The sequence below is a fragment of the Streptomyces sp. NPDC013157 genome, assembly GCF_042899865.1.
Taxonomy (GTDB): domain Bacteria; phylum Actinomycetota; class Actinomycetes; order Streptomycetales; family Streptomycetaceae; genus Streptomyces.
In genome coordinates, this window is the sequence record NZ_JBIBAK010000045.1 from 1 (window position 1) to 1,351 (window position 1,351).

2 protein-coding genes are annotated in these 1,351 nt (G+C 66.4%); both read right to left on the reverse strand.

Translation table 11 applies throughout. From position 1 onward, the window contains the following. Positions 1-926 (reverse strand): alpha-amylase family glycosyl hydrolase (locus tag ACFY6U_RS52145; RefSeq protein ID WP_390050212.1); only part of this gene is annotated, 926 nt, incomplete at its 3' end. Beyond that, the coding region (locus tag ACFY6U_RS52150; RefSeq protein ID WP_390050214.1) for a DUF3459 domain-containing protein at positions 923-1,351 on the reverse strand (429 nt) is incomplete at its 5' end. The genes ACFY6U_RS52145 and ACFY6U_RS52150, both read right to left, overlap by 4 nt.

Here is a 1,351-nt window from a genome sequence, read left to right on the forward strand (position 1 = left end):
ATTTCCGAGACGGGGTAGCGCGATTCCCGGCGTACCGCCATGAAGATCCGCGGCATGACCGGGAAATGGAACGCCATGTGGCACTCGTCCCCGCCGCTGCGGTAGTCGCCGAAGTAGTCGACGACGTCCTCCGGCCACTGGTTCGCCTCGGCCAGCAGCACGGTGTCCGGGTACTGGGTGTCGATCTCCTTGCGCACCCGCTTCAGGAAGTCGTGGGTCGCGGGGAGGTTCTCGCAGTTGGTGCCCTCGCGCTGGTAGAGGTACGGCACCGCGTCGAGGCGGAAGCCGTCGATGCCCAGGTCCAGCCAGAAGCGCAGCGCGGAGAGGATCTCCTCCTGGACGGCCGGGTTCTCGTAGTTGAGGTCGGGCTGGTGCGAGAAGAACCGGTGCCAGTAGTACTGCTTGCGGACCGGGTCGTAGGTCCAGTTGGAGACCTCGGTGTCCACGAAGATGATCCGCGCGTCCTGGTACTGCTTGTCGTCGTCCGCCCAGACGTAGTAGTCCCCGTACGGCCCGTCGGGATCCTTGCGCGACTCCTGGAACCACGGGTGCTGGTCGCTGGTGTGGTTCATGACGAAGTCGATGATGACGCGCATGCCGCGCTGGTGGGCGGCGTCGACGAACTCCACGAAGTCGGCGAGGTCGCCGAACTCGGGGAGTACGGCGGTGTAGTCGGAGACGTCGTAACCGCCGTCCCGCAGCGGGGACTTGAAGAAGGGCGGCAGCCAGAGGCAGTCGACGCCGAGCCACTGCAGGTAGTCGAGTTTGGCGGTGAGGCCCTTGAGGTCGCCGATGCCGTCGCCGTTGCTGTCCTGGAAGGAGCGGACCAGGACCTCGTAGAAGACGGCGCGTTTGAACCAGTCCGGGTCCCGGTCCTTTGCGGGAGTGTCCTCGAAGGTGTCCGGGACGGGTTCGTTGACGATCATTGTGTGGGTGACCCTCCGATCCGCGGGGACGGTCGCAGGACGGTGAGGATGTGCGCGGCCCGGTGCCCCGGTTCCAGGCGCACATAGTTGGCCCTGCCCCAGTTGTAGGTTTCGCCGGTGAGCTCGTCGCGCACCGGCACCGACTCGTGCCAGTTCAGGCCGAGTTGCGGCATGTCCAACGAGACCGTGGCCTCCTGGGTGTGGTGGGGGTCGAGGTTCACGACCACCAGAACCGTGTTCGATCCGCTCCGCTTGCTGTAGACGATCACCGCGTCCTGGTCGGCGTGGTGGAAGTGGAGGTCGCGCAGCTGCCGCAGGGCCGGGTTCGCCCGCCGGACGGTGTTGAGGCGGGTGATGAGGGGGGCGATGCCCTCGGTCTCGGCGCGGGCCCAGTCGCGGGGTTTGAGCTGGTACTTCTCCGAGTC